Annotated in this window: 15 protein-coding genes and 1 riboswitch; of the genes, 8 read left to right on the forward strand and 7 right to left on the reverse strand. The window is 66.5% G+C overall.

Annotated elements, in window-relative coordinates; genetic code table 11:
- Positions 1-56 precede the first annotated feature (56 nt).
- Positions 57-839 (forward strand): 3-hydroxybutyrate dehydrogenase, encoded by a 783-nt coding sequence (locus tag ACZY0R_RS38245; protein ID WP_488865881.1) that lies wholly within the window; start codon positions 57-59, stop codon positions 837-839.
- Between the two features lie 181 nt (positions 840-1,020).
- Positions 1,021-2,340, forward strand: coding sequence for a DUF3734 domain-containing protein (locus tag ACZY0R_RS38250; RefSeq protein ID WP_488865883.1), 1,320 nt, complete (start codon positions 1,021-1,023; stop codon positions 2,338-2,340).
- Between the two features lie 67 nt (positions 2,341-2,407).
- Here the strand turns inward: ACZY0R_RS38250 and ACZY0R_RS38255 are convergent, their stop codons facing one another.
- From ACZY0R_RS38255 to ACZY0R_RS38270, 4 genes are all read right to left on the reverse strand, one after another.
- The gene (locus tag ACZY0R_RS38255) at positions 2,408-3,217 is read right to left on the reverse strand and encodes a polyphosphate kinase 2 family protein (RefSeq protein ID WP_488865885.1); all 810 of its coding nucleotides are present in this window, start codon (positions 3,215-3,217) and stop codon (positions 2,408-2,410) included.
- 48 nt (positions 3,218-3,265) lie between these two features.
- Complete coding sequence (gene dapF / locus ACZY0R_RS38260) at positions 3,266-4,132, reverse strand: diaminopimelate epimerase (protein ID WP_045236181.1); 867 nt, start codon at positions 4,130-4,132, stop codon at positions 3,266-3,268.
- Positions 4,133-4,232: 100 nt separating this feature from the next.
- Positions 4,233-5,126, reverse strand: a complete 894-nt coding sequence (locus ACZY0R_RS38265; RefSeq protein ID WP_488865887.1) for a lipid A biosynthesis lauroyl acyltransferase — start codon at positions 5,124-5,126, stop codon at positions 4,233-4,235.
- A complete protein-coding gene (locus ACZY0R_RS38270; RefSeq protein WP_488866416.1) occupies positions 5,123-6,061 on the reverse strand; it encodes a lysophospholipid acyltransferase family protein in 939 nt (312 codons plus the stop codon). The genes ACZY0R_RS38265 and ACZY0R_RS38270 overlap by 4 nt, the downstream gene beginning before the upstream one ends.
- Positions 6,062-6,443: 382 nt before the next feature.
- On the opposite strand from ACZY0R_RS38270, the gene metK reads away from it, so the two are divergent.
- Together metK and kdoO are read left to right on the forward strand one after the other, a co-directional pair.
- A complete protein-coding gene (gene metK / locus ACZY0R_RS38275) occupies positions 6,444-7,607 on the forward strand; it encodes a methionine adenosyltransferase (RefSeq protein WP_045236178.1) in 1,164 nt (387 codons plus the stop codon).
- A 247-nt stretch (positions 7,608-7,854) separates the two neighbouring features.
- Positions 7,855-8,808 carry a Kdo hydroxylase KdoO gene (kdoO, locus tag ACZY0R_RS38280; protein WP_488865889.1) on the forward strand — a complete coding sequence of 318 codons (954 nt, stop codon included), beginning with the start codon at positions 7,855-7,857 and terminating at the stop codon, positions 8,806-8,808.
- A 319-nt stretch (positions 8,809-9,127) separates the two neighbouring features.
- Here kdoO and ACZY0R_RS38285 read toward each other — a convergent pair whose 3' ends face one another.
- A complete protein-coding gene (locus tag ACZY0R_RS38285; RefSeq protein ID WP_488865891.1) occupies positions 9,128-10,531 on the reverse strand; it encodes a coniferyl aldehyde dehydrogenase in 1,404 nt (467 codons plus the stop codon).
- Positions 10,532-10,822: 291 nt separating this feature from the next.
- On the opposite strand from ACZY0R_RS38285, the gene ACZY0R_RS38290 reads away from it, so the two are divergent.
- Positions 10,823-12,502 carry a GMC family oxidoreductase gene (locus tag ACZY0R_RS38290; protein ID WP_488865893.1) on the forward strand — a complete coding sequence of 560 codons (1,680 nt, stop codon included), beginning with the start codon at positions 10,823-10,825 and terminating at the stop codon, positions 12,500-12,502.
- Positions 12,503-12,569: 67 nt separating this feature from the next.
- On the opposite strand, the gene ACZY0R_RS38295 is transcribed toward ACZY0R_RS38290, so the two are convergent.
- Both ACZY0R_RS38295 and ACZY0R_RS38300 read right to left on the reverse strand, forming a co-directional pair.
- Positions 12,570-14,117 carry a methyl-accepting chemotaxis protein gene (locus ACZY0R_RS38295; protein WP_488865895.1) on the reverse strand — a complete coding sequence of 516 codons (1,548 nt, stop codon included), beginning with the start codon at positions 14,115-14,117 and terminating at the stop codon, positions 12,570-12,572.
- A gap of 272 nt (positions 14,118-14,389) precedes the next feature.
- Positions 14,390-16,051, reverse strand: a complete 1,662-nt coding sequence (locus ACZY0R_RS38300) for an acyl-CoA dehydrogenase family protein (protein ID WP_488865897.1) — start codon at positions 16,049-16,051, stop codon at positions 14,390-14,392.
- Between the two features lie 233 nt (positions 16,052-16,284).
- Positions 16,285-16,386: riboswitch (TPP riboswitch) on the forward strand.
- Between the two features lie 104 nt (positions 16,387-16,490).
- Here ACZY0R_RS38300 and thiC point away from each other — a divergent pair.
- From thiC to thiS, 3 genes are all read left to right on the forward strand, one after another.
- Complete coding sequence (gene thiC / locus ACZY0R_RS38305; RefSeq protein WP_477103457.1) at positions 16,491-18,377, forward strand: phosphomethylpyrimidine synthase ThiC; 1,887 nt, start codon at positions 16,491-16,493, stop codon at positions 18,375-18,377.
- A gap of 144 nt (positions 18,378-18,521) precedes the next feature.
- Positions 18,522-19,700 carry an FAD-dependent oxidoreductase gene (locus ACZY0R_RS38310; protein ID WP_488865899.1) on the forward strand — a complete coding sequence of 393 codons (1,179 nt, stop codon included), beginning with the start codon at positions 18,522-18,524 and terminating at the stop codon, positions 19,698-19,700.
- A gap of 26 nt (positions 19,701-19,726) precedes the next feature.
- Complete coding sequence (gene thiS / locus ACZY0R_RS38315) at positions 19,727-19,924, forward strand: sulfur carrier protein ThiS (RefSeq protein WP_488865901.1); 198 nt, start codon at positions 19,727-19,729, stop codon at positions 19,922-19,924.
- The last annotated feature ends 3 nt before the right edge of the window (positions 19,925-19,927 follow it).

A 19,927-nucleotide genomic window follows, 5' to 3' on the forward strand; every position in this document is an offset into this window, starting at 1 on the left:
ATGCGGTCAATCCGGTGAGCCCGATCCACCCGCATCATCCGCAAGGGAGGTACGTCATGAAGCTCCAGGGAAAATCCGCCATCGTTACCGGCGCCGCCAGCGGCATTGGCAAGGCTATCGCTGATTTGCTGGCCAAGGAAGGCGCAGCGGTGGCCATCGCCGACCTGAACCTCGAGGCGGCGCAGAAGGCCGCTGCCGATATCGAGGCGGCAGGCGGGCGCGCTATCGCCGTGGCCATGGACGTGACCAGCGAAGACGCCGTCAACAATGCAACCGACGCGGTCGCCAAAGCGTTTGGCGGCATCGACATCCTCGTTTCCAACGCCGGCATCCAGATCGTCAACCCGATCCAGAACTACGCCTTCTCCGACTGGAAGAAGATGCAGGCCATCCATCTCGACGGCGCCTTTCTCACCACCAAGGCCGCGCTCAAGCACATGTACCAGGACAAGCGCGGCGGCACCGTGATCTATATGGGGTCGGTGCATTCGCACGAGGCCTCGCCGCTGAAATCGGCCTACGTGGCCGCCAAGCACGCGCTGCTGGGCCTGGCGCGTGTGCTCGCGAAGGAGGGCGCGGAGTACAACGTGCGCTCGCACGTGATCTGCCCGGGTTTCGTGCGTACGCCGCTGGTGGACAAGCAGATTCCCGAACAGGCCAAGGAGCTCGGCATCAGCGAGGAAGACGTCATCCGCCGCGTCATGCTGGGTGGCACGGTGGACGGCGTCTTCACCACCGTGGACGACGTGGCGCAGACCGCGCTGTTCCTGTGTGCGTTTCCGTCGGCGGCCCTGACGGGGCAGTCGTTTATCGTGAGCCACGGCTGGTACATGCAGTAAGCGGCAAGGCAACGGCCGTGCGGTGGGATGGCCGGGCGCCGTTGCGCCACGGCACTGCCGCCCGGCCTGCATGGCTGAAGGCAACGTTGTTAAGCAAAGTAATCAAGGAGGGGTCGTGGCAGGCGGACGTCGGCAAAAGCAGGATCAGGCAGTACCAAGAGCGAGCGCGCCGAAAGCGGCCGTGAAGAGCGCAGCGGCGGCCGTTGTGGCGGACCCCGCAGCGCCGGCGATCAAGCGCGAGGCGCGCAAGAGCGAAGCGCTGGACCCGCCGGAGCCAAACCTCCTGCCGCCCGGCGGCTGCGCGCCGCCGGACCCTGAGCCGCAAGGCGCAGGCAGCAGGCGGCCGGTTCACCACGAATACGCCGTCAGGGCGCTGGTGCTGCAAGGCGGCGGCGCGCTCGGTTCCTATCAGGCGGGTGTGTATCAGGGCCTGGCGGAAGCCGGCATCCAGCCGAACTGGGTGGCAGGCATCTCGATCGGCGCGCTGAATGCCGCGGTGCTTGCGGGCAATGCGCCCGAGCGCAGGGTCGAGCAATTGCGCGCCTTCTGGGAGTACATCTGCCGGCAGCCCTGGCTGCCCAGCCTGCTACCGTATGAGGTCGCTGCCGAGAGCGCCGTGCACTGGCCCGATCCGCTGCGCATCTGGTTCGACGGCATCGAAGCCACGCGCGCGGTTTTCGAGGGACAGCGTGGCTTCTTCCAGCCACGCCTCTGGCCCAGGCTGCTCGAACGCCAGGCCGGGCCGGGCGCCTCCAGCTACTACGACACCTCGCCGCTCAAGAGCACGCTGGAGCGTTTCGCCGATTTCGACCGCATCAACGAGCAGCATCACGAGATGCGGGTGTCGGTAGGCGCGGTCAATGTGCATACGGGGAACTTTTCCTATTTCGACAACACCCGCCGCAAGCTGCGTGCCGAGCATTTCATGGCCTCGGGTGCCTTGCCGCCCGGCTTCCCGGCCGTTGAGATCGATGGGGAGTTCTACTGGGATGGCGGCCTGGTGTCCAACACGCCGCTGTCCGAGGTGCTGACCGCCCAGCCGCGGCGCGATGCGCTGATCTTCCAGGTGGACCTGTGGAGCGCGCGCGGCAAGTTGCCGCACAACCTGCTGGACGTGGCCGAGCGCCAGAAGGACATCCAGTATTCCAGCCGCACGCGCACCATCACCGACTACATGGCCGAGCAGCAGAACTACCGCCGCATGCTCAGCGAAGTGATGGCGCTGGTGCCGCAGGGCCAGCGCGACAACGACTGGTATCAGAAAGCGGCGGGGTACGCGTGCAACGCGAGGCGCAATGTGATCCAGCTCATTTATCGCGATAAGACATTCGAGGGGAATGCCAAGGATTACCAGTTTGGATTACTGACGATGAATGAGCACTGGACCAGCGGGCTGGATGATATTCGGGAGACGTTGAAGCATCCGGAATGGCTGGCTATGCCCACGCATGAGAAGCCGTTTATCACGCATGATATTCATCGGGGGAACGGGCATTCATGATTGAGCGGAGGGGACGGCTTAAGCTCGGCCGCGGTTGCGGTTGCAGTCAAAGAGCCCCCCGCCAACCCTACACCACCTTCAATTTCGCCAACTCGGGCTTGCCCGGCGGATACTCCGGCTTCAACCCGGCGAACACCTCCATCAGGATCTCCGCCACCATCAGGTTTCGGTGCGTCTTGGAGTCGGCAGGCACGATATACCACGGCGCTTCCGGCGTGCTTGTGGCGGCAATGGCGGCCTCATAGGCGGTCGCATAGCTCTTCCAGTACTGCCGCTCTTCCAGGTCCTTGGGGTCGAACTTCCAGTGCTTTTGCGGATCCGCCAGCCGCGCTTCCAGCCGGGATTTTTGCTCGTCCTTGGAAATATGCAGGAAGCACTTGACGATGGTGGTGCCGGTTTCCAGCAGCATCGTCTCGAATGCGCGTAGCTGCTTGTAGCGGCGCTCGCATTCGTCTTCGTCGATCCATTCGCGTACGCGCGTGATCAGCACGTCTTCGTAGTGGCTGCGGTTGAACACTACGATCTCGCCGGCGCGCGGCACCTGGGCGTGGATGCGCCACAGGTAGTCGTGCGCGAGTTCTTCGGCGGTAGGGGCCTTGAAGGCGACCACGCGAATGCCCAGCGGGTCGAAGCTGCGGAACACGCCACGCACGGTGCCGTCCTTGCCGCTGGTATCCATGCCTTGCAGCACCACCAGCAGCTTGCGCTTGTGTTCGGCGTAGAAGATGTCTTGCACCGCGTCGAGCTGGGTGCTCAGCTCGGTCAGGCGGGTCTGGTCGGTGGTTTTGTCGCCGCTGGAGAACGGCTTGGCGCTGCTGTTGAAGTCGGCAAGGCGAAAGTTCTTGCCCGAGGTGATGCGGAAATCGGCGAGCGACATTGGCACTCCATGGTGGGCGCGGCCGTGGCAGGCCGCAAGCCCCTATGGTCAGGCCGGCAGCCGGTCCAGGTCAATGCTGCCTTCGAATACCGTGGTGGCCGGGCCGGTCATTCGCACCGACTCGCCTTCGCCGTCCCAGGCGATGGTGAGGTCGCCGCCATGCGTATGCACCAGCACCGGCGAGTCCAGCAGGCCACGGCGGATGCCGGCGACGACCGCCGCGCACGCGCCGGTGCCGCAGGCCAGCGTCTCGCCGGCCCCGCGCTCGAACACGCGAAGGCGAATGGCATGGCGCTCCAGCACCTGCATGAAGCCCGCGTTGACGCGGTTGGGGAAGCTCGCGTGATGCTCGATGATGGGACCGTCCTGCAGCACGGGAAACGCCTCGGTGTCGTCCACCACTTGCACCGCATGCGGATTGCCCATCGAAACCGCGGAAACCCATTCCGTGCGGCCGTTCACTTCCAGCCCGTAGAGCGCATCGCGGCCTTCGGCCCTGATCGGCAGGCCGTCGGGGCGGAAGGGGACGCGGGCCGGCTCGAGTTCCGGCGCGCCCATGTCGACCGTGACCTGGCCGTCGTCTTGCAGGGTCAGGGTGATGACGCCATTCATCACTTGCACGCGTACCGAGCGCTTGTCGGTCAGGCCCTGGTCCGTGACGAAGCGCACGAAGCAGCGTGCGCCATTGCCGCAATGCTCCACCTCGCCGCCGTCGGCGTTGAAGATGCGGTAACGAAAGTCGACGTCGTCGCGGGTGGGCTTTTCGACCACCAAGATCTGGTCGGCGCCTACGCCGAAATGGCGGCTGGCCAACGCTCGCCATTGCCCGGGCGTCAGGTTCAGGGTCTGGTGGATGCCGTCGAGCACGACGAAGTCGTTGCCGGCACCGTGCATCTTGGTGAACTGGAGTTTCATAGTGCGATTGTAGTCGGGCTGTCCGGCGCTTGCCGATGGCTTATCGAAGGTGGCTCGGGCGGCATATCTGACAGGTGGTGCCCGCGCCGTGCCTGCCTGGTCAGTAGTTTTCGCGCTCGCCGTCCGGGCGGTGCTTGAAGCGCTTGTGCACCCAGTAATACTCGGTCACGCGCGGGCGGATGCAATCTTCGAAGAAGGCGTTCATGCGCCGGGTGTCCTCGGTCACGCTGTCGCCGGGATAGTTCTCCCACGCTGGCAGGATGCGCAGCACATAGCCCTTGTAGTCGGGCAGCATCTCGGTATAGATCGGCACGACCTTGGCGCCGGTCAGCCGCGCCAGGCGCGATACCGAAGTCAGCGTGAGGGCTTCCACGCCGAAGAACGGCACGTATTCCGAGTCGCGCTCGCCGAAGTCCATGTCGGCGATCAGTTGCAGGGCTTCGCCTTTGCGCAGGCAGCGGATGATGTCGCGCGCACTGTCGTTGCGGGCAATCATCTTGGCGCCGAAACGGCCGCGCGCATGCTTGAGGAAACCGTCGAACAGTTCGTTCTTCTGCCTGGTGTAGAGCGATGCGCCGGAGCGCCTAACGTGTTCGCGCAGATGGATGGTGAGCCGGATCGCGCCGGCCTCCACGCCTGAGAGATGCAGCGTGACGAGGATGTGGGGCGTACCGTCCAGCGCCACGAGATCGGCCTGGTCGTCGATCTGGACCCAGCGGCGCATCTGCTTCTCGCTGCCGGTCCAGAAGATGCCGCGCTCGGCAAAGCTGCGGAAGACATTGCGGAAGGTCTGGCGCGAGAGCGATTCGATCTCGGCGTCGCTCCGCTCGGGGAAGCACAGGCGCAGGTTGGATTGCACCACGCGACGGCGGCTGCTGGGGATCAGGTAGAGCAGGCTGCCCAGTCCTTCGCCGAAGCGTGCAACAAGTGGATAGGGAAGCTTGCCCAGCACGGTCAGCAGGCCGATGCCAAGCCAGGTGAAAATGCGGCTCATTTTTGGTCGTCAGAGAGGGATACGGATGCTGTGGGCGGCACTTCCAGCGGATTGCGCGAGGCGTCGCTCGGCGGCGCTCGGGGCGGTTCCGCTGGCGGCAACTCCGCGCCGCTCGGATGCTTGTAGCGGTTGTAGCCCCACAGGTACTGGGTCGGGCATGCCTTCACCAGCTTTTCGACGGTTTCGTTGATGACGGCGACAGCTTCGGCCGGGTCGGCGGGCAGCGGATGGTCGATGACCCGCATATGGCCGAGATAGCCGACGCCGCGCGGCAGGCGCTCGGCGAACACCACCGCGATCGGTGCGCCGGTGAGTTGCTGCAGGCGCTGCACCAGCGTCATGGTGTAGGCGGGCTTGCCGAAAAACGGTGCCCAGGCGCCTTCGCCGCCGGTCGGAACCTGATCCGGCAGGATGCCGATGGCCTCGCCGCGCTTGAGTGCCTTCACCAGCATACGCACCCCACGCGGCTGCGCGGGCGCCATGGCCAGGTTGGGCCGCGTGCGCATCTTGACGATCCAGTCGCGCAGCCAGGCCTGGTGTGGGGGCTTGTACAGCGCCGTGACCGGATGCCGTAGTGCAAATGCCTGTGGAAGCACTTCGAAGCAGCCCAGGTGAGGCACCAGGATGATCAGCCCGCACCCCTGCGCCATCAGCCGGTCGAGTTCCGGCCAGAGCCGGTCGGCAAAGCCGTACATGCGCGCCTCGGGATTGCGCCGGCTCCAGAAATAGGGCATTTCCAGGATCATGCGCCCGGTCGAGCGGGCCGCTTCGGCCAGCATCGCCTTGCTGGCGTCGGGGTAAGCTTGGCGCAGATTTTCGGCCAGCCGCCTGCCATAGCGTCCTGGCAGGCGTGCCGCCAATAGTCCGAGCACGCCGCCAATGGCGTGCAGCCACCAGAGCGGCAAGCGGGAAATCAGCCAGAACAGGAAGGTCATCGGGTTGCGATAGCGGCCCGGTGGGCCGGGTGGGTAATTAATGTTTTGCCGGGCGGTGCCGTTAGTGGGGCTATCAACAAGCATCCAATGCTGTAACGGGGCCCGCCTTGCGGCGTGCACGGCCTGTGGGCAGGTGCCAAGCCAGCGGTATGCTGCTAACTGGATGGCGCCATCCGGCGACAGCGCCTGGTATGCAAGCAAGTCCAAGATAACGACACGCTGCAGCACCGCTTGCAGGCGCGTATAATAGCGCGTATCGCCGAGTTAACTGACAACTTGCGGGGCGATACCGTTCTACCGGAACGGCTTGAAAATACCGCTAAAGCGTCGCCGCCCGGGCTGAAAGGTTGGCGCGCAATAGCCAAACCTGGAGAAAAAGTTCGTGGCAAACGACTTCCTGTTCACTTCGGAGTCTGTCTCCGAAGGCCATCCCGACAAGGTCGCTGACCAGATTTCCGACGCAGTCCTCGATGCCATCCTGGCCCAGGACAAGTACGCGCGCGTGGCAGCCGAAACGCTGTGCAACACCGGGCTGGTAGTCCTCGCCGGGGAAATCACCACGACCGCCAACGTCGATTACATCCAAGTCGCGCGCGACACCATCAAGCGCATCGGCTACGACAACACCGAATACGGCATCGACTACAAGGGCTGCGCCGTGCTGGTTGCTTATGACAAGCAATCGCCCGACATCGCCCAGGGCGTGGACCGCGCCTCCGACGACTACCTGAACCAGGGCGCCGGCGACCAGGGCCTGATGTTCGGCTACGCCTGCGACGAAACGCCGGAGCTGATGCCCTTCCCGATCTATTATTCGCACCGCCTGGTCGAGCGCCAGTCGCAATTGCGCCGCGACGGACGCCTGCCCTGGCTGCGTCCGGACGCCAAGTCGCAGGTGACCGTGCGCTATGTCGACGGCCGTCCGCACAGCGTGGATACCGTGGTGCTGTCGACCCAGCACGCGCCGGATATCAGCCAGGCGCAGATCCGCGAAGCCGTGATCGAGGAAATCATCAAGCCGGTGCTGCCGGCCGAGATGCTGAAGGACACCAAGTACCTGGTCAACCCGACCGGCCGCTTCGTCATCGGCGGCCCGCAAGGCGATTGCGGCCTGACCGGCCGCAAGATCATCGTCGACACCTACGGCGGCGCTTCGCCGCACGGCGGTGGCGCCTTCTCGGGCAAGGATCCGTCCAAGGTCGACCGCTCGGCTGCCTATGCCGCGCGCTATGTCGCCAAGAACGTGGTCGCCGCCGGCCTGGCGCGCCAGTGCCAGGTGCAGGTCAGCTACGCCATCGGTGTGGCCCGCCCGATCAACGTGACGGTGTACACCGAAGGCACCGGCAAGATCTCCGACGATGCGATCGCCGCGCTGGTGCAGGAGCATTTCGACCTGCGTCCGAAGGGGATCGTGCAGATGCTCGACCTGCTGCGCCCGATCTATGAAAAGACCGCTGCCTACGGCCACTTCGGCCGTGAAGAGCCGGAATTCTCGTGGGAAGCGACCGACAAGGTCGCTGTATTGCGCGCCGCCGCCGGCCTGTAAGCGCCGCACCCGCCGCACCGGAACGCCGCCCTCGGGCGGCGTTTTTTTCGTCTGGCAGGTGCCGCGCGCGGCTTGGGCCAGCCTTGTCCTGGATCAACCGGGCCGATGCGGGGCATGGCGGGGCACGGCCGCGAGGGTAGAATCGCAGGATGGCAAAGCGGTGCGGCGAGTGGCGCTTTGTTATCCTGGCGCTGCGCGCGCATGTGCAAACTGAAGCCCGCCGGAGCCCGCATACCGAGGATGCCCCATGTCACTTGATTCGACCCTTACGCCTTCCGCGCCCAGCCCGGCCACCGCGCCAGGGGCAGGCGTGCCTGCGTTCAACCTGATCCGGCCTCAGCCCTATACCGAGTGGGCACCGCAGGTCGATGCCGGCACCAAAGCCGAACTGCGCCGCGAACTGGAGCAGGGCGCGGTGCTGTTCTTCCCCCAGTTGCGCTTTCAGTTCGAGCCGGGCGAGGAACGCTTTCTCGATAGCCGCTGGTCGGACGGCAAATCCAAGAACATCAACCTGCGCGCCAGCGACCAGGCTGTGCGCGGCGCGACTGGTGGCGAGCAGGACCTGAAGGACCTGTACCGCCTGATTCGGCGCTATGCCGAATACAGCGAGAAGCTGGTGCTGAACCTGTTCCCGGAATATGGCCCGCACATGGTGCGCGCCGGCACCTCGTTGCGCCCGAGCGAAATCGCCGGGCGGCCGGTGAGCTGGCGCAAGGACGACACCCGGCTGCATGTGGACTCCTTCCCGTCCAATCCGCTGCTGGGTCAGCGGCTGCTGCGCGTGTTCCACAATATCGACCCGCAGGCGCCGCGCGTGTGGCGGGTGGGCGAACCCTTTGGCGACTTCGCGAAGCGCTTTGTGCCGAGGACCAAGGGGATGTGGCCGGGGCAGGCGAAGGTGATGGAGATGCTGCATATCACCAAGCGCCGGCGTTCGGAGTATGACCATCGCATGCTGCAGTTGCATGATCTTGCCAAGGCCGATCTGGAGTACCAGGCGAACGTGCCGCAGCAGGAATTCCATTTCCCGCCGGGGTCGACCTGGATTGTGTTCAGCGATCAGGTGCTGCACGCGGCTATACGGGGGCGGGCCATGATGGAGCAGACTTATTATTTGTCGCCGAGGGCGATCGGGGACCATACGCATTCGCCTGAGGCGGTGTTGTCGCGGATGTTGGGGCGGCCGATGGTGGTGGGTTGAGGCCCATCTTCAAAGTCAAAGTCAAAGGCGGTTTCACCCCCCTGCGGGGGGCGACCTACTTTCTTGTCTCGCCAAGAAAGTAGGCAAAGAAGGCGACCCGGATGGGGCGACCCCCTCCTCGTCGTCAGGCAAAAAGAGCGGCCGGGGGCCAAACTCGCATCGCCTTAAGGCGATACTCAGACATGGCCCCCTCTTTTCCGCTCTTTTTGCCTGACGACGAGGCGCCCCATACGGGCTAGGTAAACCTTGACGGCTCGCTTCGCATCGCGGGTTGGTGTGGCCCGCTCGCGGGCCACACATCCAGTGGTGTGTCTTCCCCTCAGCGCAGCAGCAGCCGGATCATCGTTTCAAACCGCTTGCCATAGGGCGGCTTGAGCAGGCCGGTGCCATTGAGCCGGGACTGGCGGAAGATCGGCTTGAGCTTGGAGAAGGTCTCGAAACCCGCTTCGCCGTGGTACGCGCCCATGCCGCTGGGCCCCACGCCGCCGAAGGGCAGGTCTTCCTGGGCGATATGCAGCAGCGTTTCGTTGATGCTGACGCCGCCCGCCACGGTCTGCGCCATTACCCGGTTGATCGCGCCGGGGTCTTTCTCGAAGAGGTAGAGCGCCAGCGGGCGCGGCCGTGCATTGATGTAATCAATGGCCTCGTCCAGCGTGCGGTAGGCCACCAGCGGCAATACCGGGCCGAAGATCTCTTCTTGCATCACGGTGGCGTCGGCGGGCACGTCAAGCAACAGTACCGGCGCCAGCCGGCGCCGTGCCGGGTCCGATGGTGCCTGGGACAGCGGCACCACGCGCGCGCCCGCGCGTTCGGCGTCGCTGACCAGCCCGTCCAGCCGGGCGAAGTGCCGCGGGCTGATGATGGTGGTGTAGTCGGGGTTGCCGGCCAGGTCCGGGTAGAGGCGGGCGGCGCAGGCGCGTGCCGCCGCGACGAACGGCTCGCGCATCGCTTCCGGCAGCAGCACATAGTCCGGCGCGATGCAGGTCTGGCCCGCGTTAAGCAGCTTGCCCACCAGGATGCGCTCGACCGCGCGCTCCAGGCTGGCTCCCGGGCCGACGATGGCCGGCGACTTGCCGCCCAGCTCGAGCGTCACCGGCGTGAGGTTGGCCGCCGCCGCGCGCATGACATGGTGGCCGACCTGGGTCGAGCCAGTGAACAGCAGGTGGTCGAAGGGCTGGGCGGAGAAGGCACTCGCCACCTCCGCGTCGCCATGGATCACCGCGACCTCATCGGCAGCGAAGTGTTGTTGCGCCAGGCGCGCGAACAGCGCGGCGAAGCGCGGGGTGTACTCGGAGAGCTTGACCATGGCGCGGTTGCCCGCGGCCAGCGCGCCCGCCAGCGGGCCCACCGTCAGGTAGAGCGGATAGTTCCACGGCACCACGATGCCGATCACGCCCAGCGGCTGCGGCATCAGCCGCGACGTGGCGGGTTTGAACCACAACCCGGTGCGCGCCCGCCGCACCCGCATCCAGCGTTTGCCATGACGCAGCGCATCGTCGATTCCGGCCACGCTGGGAAAGACTTCGAGCAGCGCGGTTTCCTGGTGCGCGCGATTGCCAAAGTCGGCGCTGATGGCCTGCGAGATCTCGTCCCGGTGTTCGGTCACCAGCTTGCGCAGCCGCCGCAGACGGTCGGCGCGCACGGCCCAGGCAGGCGACTGGTCCCGCCGCGAGGCGGCGCGCATGGCGTCGAATACGGATGACATCTCGGGCACTTCTCTCATCTCTCGTTCTCCCGGGGCCGTGCGCTGCCCGTGGCGCGCGCGGCGTTTCAATTCCCGCACCATATGTCATGCGGCTGCCACTGACAATGGAGGCCGGCCACTAGCCTCGTGCTTCAAACAGCCGTATTCATCGCCCTTCCTTTACCCTTTCCAGCGCCCCGGCAAAGCCCTACACTGATTTCGCGGCATGCTCTCGGCGTGCCCGCCAGACCGGGTTGCCCGGCATGCCCGGCCTGCCCCAGCGTCCGGCGCAACCCCGGCAGACAGACCTCCGACCAGGCGGGGAGACGGATGGAAACCACCTTTGACTATCTTGTCGTTGGCGGCGGTTCGGCGGGGTGTGCCCTGGCCGGGCGCCTGGCCGACAGCGGCAGCGACAGCGTGGCGCTGCTCGAGACCGGAGGCCACGATCACCATGTGCTGGTGTCGACGCCGGCAGGCTGCGCGGCTTTGCTGCCGCGTGCCTGCAGCCGCAACTATGGCTACCACACCGTGCCGCAGCCGGGGCTGGACGGGCGCCGCGGCTACCAGCCGCGCGGGCGTGGCCTTGGCGGCAGTTCCTCGCTCAACGCCATGATCTACACGCGGGGCACGCCGTCCGACTACGATGGCTGGGCCATGGCCGGGTGCGATGGCTGGGCCTGGGACGACGTGCTGCCCTATTTCCGCCGCGCGGAATGCAACGAGCGCGTGGCCGGGCGCGACGACGATCCCTTGCACGGCGGCAACGGTCCGCTCCATGTGTCGGACCTGCGCTCGCCCAATCCGTTTGGCCAGCGTTTCATCGAGGCGGCCCAGCAGGCCGGCTACCGCCGCAACGACGATTTCAACGGCGTGGACCAGGAAGGCGCGGGCTGGTACCAGGTGACACAGCACGGCGGCGAGCGCTGGAACGCGGCGCGGGCCTACCTGCATCGCGGCGATGCCGCCGACCGCGCCAGCAATGGCGGCCGCGCCAACCTGCATGTGCTGACGGGCGCGCAAGTGCTGCGCATCGAGTTTGAAGGCCGCCACGCGGTGGGCGTCGTAGTGCGGCTGGATGGCCGCGAGACCGTGCTGCGGGCGCGCCGCGAGGTGATCGTGTCGGCAGGGGCGTTCGGTTCGCCGCAACTGCTGATGGTGTCCGGCGTGGGCCCGGCGGCGCATTTGCGCGAGCTGGGCATACCCGTGGTGCATGACCTTCCAGGCGTGGGCACCAACCTGCAGGATCATCTCGACGTCATCGTGCACAAGCGCGTGGCGGCGTCGGAGTTGTTCGGCGTGTCGGTGGGCGGCGCCTTCCGCATGCTGGCGGAGATCCTGCGATACCGGCGCGAACGCACCGGCATGATGACTTCCAACTTCGCCGAGGCGGGCGCTTTTCTCAAGAGCGATCCCGGACTGGAAGAACCGGACCTGCAGCTACATTTCGTGGTCGGCATGGCGGACGACCATATGCGCCGCCTGCGCTTCGGCCACGGCTATTCCTGCCACGTCTGCGTGCTGCGCCCGAAAAGCCGGGGAGAGGTGCGGCTGGCCTCGCCCGATATCCGCGAGGCACCGCTGATTGATCCGCGTTTCCTGTCCGACCCGAGTGATCTCGACGGCCTGGTGACGGGCGTGCGCATCGTGCGCCGCATCCTTGCCCAGCCGCAACTGGCGGCGTTCGGCGGCAAGGAGCTGTATTCGGCGCACCTGCGTGCGGATGGCAGCGACGACAGCGCGATCCGCGAGATGATCCGCGCGCATGCCGACACCATCTACCATCCCGTCGGCACCTGCCGCATGGGTATGGATGAGAACGCGGTGGTCGACCCGCAACTGCGCGTGCGGGGCGTGGAAGGGCTGCGGGTGGTGGACGCGTCGATCATGCCGACGCTGATCGGCGGCAACACCAATGCGCCGGCCATCATGATCGGCGAGCGCGCGCATGACCTGATCCGGCACGGTCCCCGCGTGGTACTGCGCATGGCGGAAGTGTTGGCGGTGTGAGCCCCGGCCCGGCGCCGGGCCGGGCTCGCGCAGGCGCTCGGGCCGGCATTGGGAAGATACTGCGCGGTCAGGCCACGTTCGCCAGCCGGAAGGTCGACACCGTATCGCGCAGCCTGCCGGCCTGGTCGTCCAGCGATTGTGCCGCTGCGGCGGCTTCTTCCACCAGCGCGGCGTTTTGCTGCGTGACCTCATCCATCTGGCCGACCGCCTTGTTGACCTGTTCGATGCCGGCGCTCTGCTCGTCGGAGGCCGCGGCAATCTCGGCAATGATGTCGGACACGCGCTTTACTGCATTCTGGACTTCGCTCATGGTCTTGCCGGCGTCCTCGGCCTGTGCCGAGCCGGTGCGCACGGTGTCGACCGAGCTGTCGATCAGGTCCTTGATTTCCTTGGCGGCGCTGGACGAGCGCTGCGCCAGGCCGCGCACTTCGCCCGCCACCACCGCGAAGCCCCGGCCTTGTTCGCCGGCGCGCGCGGCTTCCACCGCGGCATTCAGCGCCAGGATATTGGTCTGGAAGGCGATGCCCTCGATCAGGCTGGTGATTTCCGCGATGCGGCTGGAACTGGTGCTGATCGCGCCCATGGTTTGCACCATCTGGTGAACCGCGGCGCTGCCGTGCTCGGCGACGCTGGCGGCATTGCCGGCCAGGCCGCTGGCCTGGCGCGCATTGTCGGCGTTCTGCCGCACGGTGGTGGTCAGCTCCTCCATGCTCGATGCGGTTTGCTCCAGCGAGGCCGCCTGCTGTTCGGTGCGCGCCGACAGGTCGGTATTGCCCGCGGCGATCTGGCGTGCCGCCACGCCCACGGATTCGGTCGAATGACGCACTTCGTGCAGCGCCACCGCCACGCGCTCGAGCAAGCGGTTGAAGGCGGCCGCGGTGCGGCCGATCTCATCCATGCGCCCGACCGGCGCGCGGCGCGCGAGGTCAAGGGAGTCGCTGACGTATTCCAGGGCCTGCTCGATCTCGGCCAGGCTGCCATGGATGCGCCGGTAAAGCGTCACCGCCAGGAAACCGGTGCCCAGCACGGCCACGGCGATCAGGACCGAGAACACCATGACTGCAGTGTGGTACTGCTCGCGATTGTTCAGGACGGCGTGCTCGCCCAGTTCCGCGTTGTAGGCGATGTGATCGTCGATCGCCTTGCGCAGCGCGGTCGACGCCTCATGCAGCTCGCCACTCACGAGCATGGCCTGCGCGGCCGCGTAATCATTGGCGTGCGATTTTTCCAGCAAGGCGGCGCGGCCGGCGCGGTAGCGCTTGAGGGCAGCCCGGTCCGCGCCGAGCATCTTGCGATCGGTGTCGTCGGAGATATCCTCGCGTTCGTATCTGGCGGCTGTCGTGTCGAAATGCTGGTCAGCACTGGCGAGCGCCTCTTCAGCATCGGTCTTGCCCTTGAGGTCGTCGGTCATGGTATGCCGGTAAAGCGCGATGCGCATGGCGTTGACGTCGTCATTGAGGCTGACAAGGATGCGCACGCTGCCCAGCGTGTTGTCGTTGAAGTACTCGAAGCGCTGTTCCGACTGGCTGAGTTGCCAGATTCCGCCAAGGCCCACCCCGAGCAAGGCGAATAGGGCAAGAGATAAGGAAAGTAGCAGGCGTTGGCTGATGTTCATGTCGGGTGTCGGCGCCCGCCGCGGCAAGGCGCTCCGCTTGATATTTGAAGGTGACTATTGGGCACTTATGTATTAAATGTATGCCCTTTGTATCAACGGTTTACGGCATCACTCGCCTTAGCTGTAGCGAGGCGGGGAATGAATCCGGGGGGCATGTTGCGAGGCCAGGTCCGCACGGACGAGTCGCGCCATGCGCCGGCATGACGGCACGCGGTCGTGTTAGCTGCCGGGGCGCCTCTGGCCGTTCAGGCGCAGCGATGCACCCGGCGGCTTCACGCCGGCCATGCGCGCGCCACCACGCCCGCCAGCGCGGCGTCGTCGCCCTCCAGCGTGCCGAACACGCGGCCATGCTGGCGTCCCAGCCGGCTGGCCACGAAGCGCTCGGCATCGTCGGTGTCGGCATGGGCGAGCATCAGCGCCGCTTGCGCTGTCAGCACCAGGCCCTGGGCAAAGCGCCGCGCGCCGGCTTCGAGGTGATCCGGCGCGTCGCGCAGCATCGCCTGCAGCGAGGCGAGTTCGGCCCGCACCGCCGGATGGCCGCCGGCGCGCCGGCCGAGGTCCTGCATTAGCCGCCCCGCGTCCTCGGGATTGCGCTGGAGCGCGCGCAGCACGTCCAGGCACATGATGTTGCCGGAGCCCTCCCAGATCGAGTTGACCGGCGCCTCGCGGTACAGCCGCGCCATCGGGCCTTCCTCCACGTAGCCGTTGCCGCCCCATACCTCCATGGCTTCGCCCGTCACTTCTATGGCGCGCTTGCAGATCCAGAACTTGGCCGCCGGCGTGACGATGCGCTTCCAGGCGGCGGCCAGCGGATCGGCATCGGCCCGCTCGAAAGCATGCGCCAGTTCCATCATGAGCAGGGTGGCGGCCTGGCTTTCCAGCGCCAGGTCGGCCAGCACATTGCGCATCAGCGGCTGCTCCGCCAGCAGGCGGCCAAACGCCATGCGGTGCCGCGCGTGGTGGATGGCCTGCACCAGCGCCGCGCGGATGATGGCGGCGCTGCCGATCACGCAATCCAGCCGGGTATAGGTGGCCATCTCGATAATGGTCGGGATGCCGCGGCCTTCCTCGCCGATCAGGATGCCGGTGGCCTCGCGGAATTCCACTTCGCTGCTGGCGTTGGAGCGGTTGCCCAGCTTGTCCTTGAGACGCTGGATCTGCACCGGGTTCTTGCTGCCGTCGTCGCGAAAGCGCGGCACGAAGAAGCACGACAGCGGCCCGTCCTCCGCGCCCATGCGCGCCACCACCAGGTGGGCATCGCACATTGGCGCGGAGAAAAACCACTTGTGCCCGGTGATCGCATACTCCGCGCCGCGGCCCTCGCCGCGCACGGCGCGCGCGACGGTGGTGTTGCTGCGCACATCGGAGCCGCCCTGCTTTTCCGTCATGCCCATGCCGATCATCACGGCATGCTTGTCGCGCCAGGGCAGGTCGCGCGGATCGTGCTCGGTGGCAAACAGTTTCGGCCCCAGTTCCGCGAACAGGGCCGCTTCCTTCTGCAGCACCGGGATGCTGGCGAAAGTCATGGTCGGCGGGCAGAGCGATCCGGACTCGGCCTGCGCCTGCAGGAAATAGGCCGCGGCGCGTGCCACCCAAGCGCCCTCCCGCGGCTGCGCGAACGGCAGCGCCTGCAACTGCTGGCTTCGCAGCAGGGCCAGCAACGCGTGCCATGCGGGCGGAAATTCCACTTCGTCGATGCGTTCGCCGGTGCGGCTATGCGTGCGCAGCTCGGGCGAGTGGCGGTTGGCCTCGGCGGCCCACTGCTGTACATCGGGTTTGCCCAGGCGGGCTCCGAACACGTCGAGCGCATCGGCATGCCAGCCGCCGCCCAGCCGCTCCAGCGCGGCGCGCAGGGAGGGGTCGCCGGTGAACAGGTTGTAGTCGGTCAGGTCCGGGACCTGGTTGAACACGCGATGGGTGGCGGCTTCCGGCATGAGGTCTCCTGTGCGGTCTTCTGCGCGCGTGCGCATGGGCATGTCTGATTACATGGTAGAGCAAGCGGCGGGCACCGTGCGGGGCTGGAACTCTGTGCCGATTCGGGCGCTCCACGGCCCACCGCAGCGCAATCGTGCACCGCAGCAAGGCGATAAGCTCCCTGAAACGCACGACACTCCAGATTGAAACAGGGGTGGTCAAGCTCCGAGCCTTGTGCTTAAATTCACCCCGTTGGATGAAACAGGGGTGCCGTACGGATGGGCCGTGCGGCTGAGAGAGTCCCTTCGAACCCGATCCGGCTAGTACCGGCGTGGGAAGTTTCATGGTTACCGAACAGCTCCTGCCTTCTCCAAGGCACATGATCCCGGCCCCGGCGCCGCGGCCATGCTCACAGGGCTCCTGGTTTCGTCCATCCCCGCAAGAGAGAGGACGACACCCATGGCCCGCACAAATACCGCCCCCGCCGCATCTTTCGAGTCGCTTGAAACCGATCTCGACAAAAAGTTCGCCTATCCGGCATCCAGCAAGACCTACCTGACCGGCAGCCGCCCGGATATCCGCGTGCCGCTGCGCACGATCCTGCAGACGTCCACGCGCACGGACAAGGGCGAGATGTCCAATCCGCCGATTCCCGTGTACGACACCTCGGGCCCGTACAGCGATCCGGACATCCATATCGACCTGAAGGCCGGCCTGCCATCGGTGCGCGGCAAGTGGATCGAAGAGCGCGGCGACACCGAAGTGCTGTCCGGCCTGTCGTCGGAATACGGCCTGGCACGCGCCGCCGATCCGGCCACCGCGCACCTGCGCTTTGCCCAGTTGACCAACCCGCGCCGCGCCAAGGCCGGCGCCAACGTGTCGCAGATGCACTATGCGCGCCGCGGCATCATCACGCCCGAGATGGAATACGTGGCGCTGCGCGAGTCGCTGAACCTGCAAGCGCTGTACGACAAGCCCGAATACAAGGCGCTGCTGCGCCAGCACCCCGGCAATGCGCTGGGCGCCGCGCTGCCGCTGCGCCCGGAGGACATGACGCCGGAATTCGTGCGCAAGGAAATCGCCGCCGGCCGCGCCATCATTCCCGCCAACATCAACCACACCGAACTGGAGCCGATGGCGATCGGGCGCAATTTCCGCGTCAAGATCAACGGCAACCTGGGCAACTCCGCCGTCACGTCGTCGCTGGCCGAGGAAGTGGAAAAGATGGTGTGGTCGATCCGCTGGGGCGCCGACACCATCATGGATCTGTCCACTGGCAAGCACATCCATGAAACCCGCGAGTGGATCCTGCGCAATTCGCCGGTGCCCATCGGCACGGTGCCCATCTACCAGGCGCTGGACAAGACCGGCGGCATCGCCGAGGACCTGACCTGGGAAATGTTCCGCGACACGCTGATCGAGCAGGCCGAGCAGGGCGTGGACTACTTCACCATCCACGCCGGCGTGCTGCTGCGCTATGTGCCGATGACCGCGGACCGCGTCACCGGCATCGTCTCGCGCGGTGGTTCGATCATGGCCAAGTGGTGCCTGGCGCATCACAAGGAAAACTTCCTGTACACGCACTTCGACGAGATCTGCGAAATCATGAAGGCGTACGACGTGTCGTTCAGCCTGGGTGATGGCCTGCGTCCCGGCTGTATCGCCGACTCCAACGACGACGCCCAGTTCGGCGAACTGCGCACGCTCGGCGAGCTGACCGACAAGGCCTGGAAGCACGACGTGCAGGTCATGATCGAAGGCCCGGGCCACGTGCCGCTGCAGCGCATCCAGGCCAACATGGATGAAGAACTGAAGCACTGCTACGAAGCGCCGTTCTACACGCTCGGACCGCTGGTGACGGACATCGCCCCCGGCTACGACCACATCACCAGCGGCATCGGCGCGGCCAATATCGGCTGGATGGGCACGGCCATGCTGTGCTACGTCACGCCGAAGGAACACCTGGGCCTGCCGGACAAGGAAGACGTGCGCGAAGGTATCATCACCTACAAGATCGCCGCCCACGCGGCCGACCTTGCCAAGGGCTGGCCGGGCGCGCAGCTGCGCGACAACGCACTGTCCAAGGCGCGCTTCGAGTTCCGCTGGGAAGACCAGTTCAACCTCGGCCTGGACCCGGAACGCGCGCGTTCGTACCACGACGCCACGCTGCCGGCCGAAGGCGCCAAGATCGCGCATTTCTGCTCGATGTGCGGTCCCAAGTTCTGCTCGATGAAGATCACGCAGGAAGTGCGCGACTACGCCGCTTCGCTCAAGCCGGAAGCCGAGAAGGGCATGCAGGAAAAGTCGATCGAGTTCGTCAAGAGCGGCAGCAAGATCTACTCGTAAGGCAATGCAATGGGTGCGGCGCTCGCGAACGTGGGCGCCGCACGCGAAGTTCTGTGCCCTTCCCGATGGACAGGGCACGCCATGACTTAAAGGAGGCCGGCGCGCCGCCGCGCAGTCGCGGCGAGCACCGGCACAACCATCCCCATGACAACGCAGTCGTTTGATGTGGCCGTGCTCGGCGCCGGTCTGGCCGGGCGCCTTTCCGCCTGGCAACTGGTACGTGCCGGCCTGCGCGTGGCGCTGGTCGAACGCGCTGGCCCCGATGGCGCCGGCTCGGCCGCGCATGTAGCGGCGGCGATGCTGGCGCCCCTGGCGGAATCCGCCATTGCCGAGCGCCGCATCGTCGAGCTGGGCACCGCCAGCGTCGACCTGTGGCGCGCCTGGGTGGCCGAATTGCCGGAGCCGGTGTTCTTCCAGGAGGACGGCACGCTGGTGGTCTGGCATACCCGCGACCGCAGCGAGATGTCGCTGTTCACCAGCCGCGTGCGCGCGGTGGCGCCGCCCGAGTTGGTAGCGGAGCGCATGCGCGCGCTCGACGGCAACGGCGTGGCCGCTCTCGAGCCTGCGCTGGCGGGCCGCTTTTCCCAGGGCCTGCTGCTGGCCGGTGAAGGCCAGCTCGACAATCGCGGCACGCTGCGCGCATTGCTGGCCTGCGCGGTTGCCGGTGGCCTGCATTGCGTATGGGAGGCCGGCGAAGTGGAGGCCGGCGACCTGCCGGAGCTTGGCATCCGCGCACGCGTGGTGCTGGATTGCCGCGGCCTTGGCGCGCGCGCGGCGTGGCCCGGGCAGCCGGCCGCGCACGGTAGCATGCCGGGTTTGCGCGGGCTGCGCGGCGAAGTGGTGCGCGTGCACGCGCCCGAAGTCAAGCTGCATCGCCCGGTGCGCCTGCTGCATCCGCGCTATCCGATCTATATCGCGCCCAAGCCCAACGATCTGTACGTGATCGGCGCCACCGAACTCGAAAGCGAGGACGATTCGCCGGTGAGCGTGCGCTCGGCGCTGGAACTGCTGTCGGCGGCGTATTCGCTGCATCCGGCGTTCGGCGAGGCGCGCGTGCTGGAACTCAATGTGCAGCGCCGCCCGACCCGCCCGGACCACCTGCCGGCCATCCGCGTCGACCAGCATGCCCGCATCGTGCGCCTCAACGGCCTGTACCGGCACGGTTTCCTGATCGCGCCGGCAGTCACCGAGGCGGCCTGCCAGGTAGTGCGGGCCCTGCTCGATGACGACCCCGCCGCCCATGCCGTGCCGGCCGCGCTGCGCTGGCCCGGCATGATCGTGGCCGCGCTTGATACCGTTGCCGGCTCGCCGGTGCTGCACTGAACGGAACAGAACGGAACAGAACGCCCATGGATATCCTGCTCAACGGCCGTCCGCTGGCTCTTGCCGACAACGCCACCCTGGCCGACGCGGTGGCTGGCGCCGGCATCGCGCCGCCCTTTGCCGCCGCGGTCAACGGCCAGTTCGTGCCGCGCGCCGCGCATGCGGCCACCGCGCTCGCCGCCGGCGACCGCATCGACCTTGTGCAACCCGTGACGGGAGGCTGACTC

Source organism: Cupriavidus sp. F041 (assembly GCF_057814235.1).